The sequence below is a fragment of the Streptomyces sp. NPDC001515 genome (assembly GCF_053597115.1).
In genome coordinates this window covers 1-2,955 of the sequence record NZ_JBSFHN010000079.1, presented here as the reverse complement: position 1 = coordinate 2,955, position 2,955 = coordinate 1, and the positions used below count along the sequence as shown (strand labels likewise).

2 protein-coding genes and 1 pseudogene are annotated in these 2,955 nt (G+C 66.5%); all 3 read right to left on the bottom strand.

What is annotated here, in order from left to right:
* Positions 1 to 600 precede the first annotated feature (600 nt).
* On the bottom strand, positions 601 to 1,851 hold the full coding sequence (locus ACWCXC_RS37365; protein WP_450891809.1) for a prealbumin-like fold domain-containing protein: 1,251 nt from the start codon (positions 1,849 to 1,851) through the stop codon (positions 601 to 603).
* A 199-nt stretch (positions 1,852 to 2,050) separates the two neighbouring features.
* Complete coding sequence (locus ACWCXC_RS37360; RefSeq protein WP_450891808.1) at positions 2,051 to 2,779, bottom strand: L,D-transpeptidase; 729 nt, start codon at positions 2,777 to 2,779, stop codon at positions 2,051 to 2,053.
* Between the two features lie 73 nt (positions 2,780 to 2,852).
* Positions 2,853 to 2,955, bottom strand: a pseudogene (locus tag ACWCXC_RS37355) (IS5 family transposase); the annotation flags it as partial.

The window sequence follows — 2,955 nt, the reverse complement described above, 5'->3', positions numbered from 1 at the left end:
GACCTCCACAAGAGCGACGAAACGACACCCCATCACTCCCACACCGATGCCACCCCCACCCCTGACCAGCGAAAACACAGTCGTCAGACTCGGAAGCGTCTCATTGACCGTGGTCAATTGACCGCACAACCCAGTCAACTCCGCCCTATCGCGGGCTACTGGACGGCTCGTGTTGCGTCCGTCCTGAGCTGTCGTCAACTCAGTTCACCCTCACGTTGCGCCTCATGCGCGGTACCTGTCGGACACTCGTCAGACGGGTGTCGTCCCATGCCCGAGGGCGCCCGTCTGACGAGTGTCTGGACACAGGTGCCTGTGCTACGGCGCCTCAAGTCTGCTCCTGCCCACCAGCAATCCCAACGCCTGGAACGTCTTTGACTACCTCCCCGACCACACCACCAGCCCCATCTCGAACTGGTGTGGGAGACCGCCCTGGACCAGGCCACCGACTCGGACAACCGCGTCGCCATCGGCACCCACGCCTACGACCGGCCCCCCCACATTGCCGAAGCCGCATGGCGCCCACTCGTCCACCACGTGCCCCGCGCCGCGCTCATTACAGTCCCGAGCCCGGACGCCGGTCAGAACCTCAAGATCAACTGGTCACTTGCAGTTCTTGCAGGGCTCACCGCGGGTGTTGCTGATGGTGGTGGAGAGGTCGGGGTTCTGCCCTGTCAGTTCGAACGGGCCGGTGACAGGATCGCTGGGCTGTCGGTAGCCCTCGGGGACGGCGGTCTCCTCCAGGTAGTAGGTGCCGAGCTCCAGGGCGTCGAAAGTGCACAGGCCCTGCTCGTCAGTGGCACAGGCACTGCCGACCTCGATGTCGGGGTTGGTGCCCGTGGTCTGGAGCCCGTCGATGTTGTTAGTCTCCTGCCACAGCTGGAAGACCGCCCCCGGCAGCGGCTGCCCATTCGTCCTGTCGGTCTTCTCGACAGTCAGTTCGCCGGTGGTTGTGGCGCAGGGCTCCCACTCGAAGGTGGCCAGGCCGTCGCCTTGGCGGGCGCCGGTGAGAAAAGTGGAGCCTGCGGGGCCTGCGCTGGAACCTCCGCCTCCTCCGGCCCCGCTGTTATAGGCGGTGGGAGACGCGGCGCCGCCTCCTCCTCCGGTGGCTCCTCCGCCTCCTCCGCCGCCTGCCCCGCCGTGCGGGTCGCGGACGCTGTCGCCGCCGCGCCCACCGACCGGCCCGGTGGCCGGGGAACCGTTCTCACCGTTCGGTTCCGCGGTCGGGGCGTTGATGCCACCCTGGCCCCCTTCCCCGCCCGGGCGTCCCGGCTTGCCCTCGTCGTCCCCAGCCAGCCCGGTGCCCGGCTCCCCGGTTTGTCCGCCGTCCCCGCCACCGATGTTTGAGGAAAAGAAGGATGCGCCTCCGCCGCCGCCTCCGCCCGCCACGATCAGGGGAGTCGGCCCTGCGCTGATGACGGTCCGCCCGCCCCCGCCGCCTGCGGCGATACCGCTGATCTGGCCCCCGACCCGGTAAGCGCCGCCCTTTCCGCCGCCGCCGTAACCGCCTTGGGTAGCCGCGTCGAGGGCATCCCCGTCATGGCCCGCGCCCCCGACATCGACGGTGAGGACCTGACTAGCCGTCACATCCAGCGATGCGGATACCTCAGCCCCCCTGCCGCCTGGCACCTCGTACTGACCGGTGCCTCCGGCCGCGCCATACGCCACGACGGACAGGGAGCAGATTCCCTCAGGGACGGTGAACTGCTGGGGAGCGCCGGTGAAGGCGAAGGTCTGCGAACCTGTCTCCGCTGCCGGCATGCCGGCAGCGGAGACAGGGGCCGCGGGAGCGAAGAACACTGCGGCGGAGGCCGTGAGTGCCATGACCACGAGGTGTCTCTGTGCAAGTCTCATGCTGGCAACATATGCAAATGTTCCAGACGCTTGTGCGAGGCAGATGCGGATAGACCGACCGTGTGACCTGAATGGTCGTACTACTCCACCGGGGCCTGTTGGGCGGCCGGGCCGACCAGTCAGGATCCAACTCAATGAAGGTCCTGGCCGGTGCCTCCTGCTCCGCTCCACAACGTAGCCGGTTGACTCAGAGGTTTCCTCAGGTGCCGGGTTTCCTGCCCCAGATGAAGACTTGGCTGCCGATGCCGATTGAATCCCACAATGCCTTCGCGTCCTGCAACCGTAGGTTGACACAGCCGGCTGAGCCACCACCGTCGAACAAGTCGTCGTACCGGCCGTGGATCGCCTGGCCGCCGTCGAAGTACTGCGCGTAGGGCATGGGCGCATTGCCGAACAGCTGTGAATGTTCATCGCGGACGCGACGAAAGATCTTGTGCAGCCCGGGTCGGGTTTCCTCCCCCCAGCGGCCGGTTCGCGTGGCCACCGGGCCGTACTCCAGCTTCTTGCCGCTCTGCAGCCACAGGATCTGACGCGCCATGTCAACACACACGACCCTGCCGGAATCAACCGGGCAGGAGCCGGACGCGTTCGGATTCGTGCCCGCCCGTACGACCTGTGTCTGACGGTACGTTTCCAGCCCCGCGTACCCATCCTGGCGAACGAGCTGATACCTGTGCTGGAAGTCGCGAATGGTCGAGCAGTCCTGCAGGGACTGTCGTCCATCCACCGGCAACTGCAAGAACTCCTCCAGTTGCCGCTGATACGGCCCGGTACTCGCCGAGCACTGCTCACCGCCGAACGGCACGGTGCCGGTTTGCTGGGCCGAAGCCTGCGGCGCAACGACCGACAGTACCCCCGCACACATTAGAGCAACCAGCCCCCGCAACCGGCTGCGGTGTAACCCTTCATAATCACCTATCTCGCGCATGGCCCCAGCCTCGACCAGTGCACCCCGGCACGCCACCGCGGGCGGCCATAAGAGGTCGTTTCATCCTGTTGTTTCATCCTTGTATGCGGCTTTGATGTGCTGGTGTCGGGTCGCGCCAGGAGATGGTGTTTTCGCCGGTGAGGCGGCGGGCCATGAGGTCGGTCATGGCGAGGTGG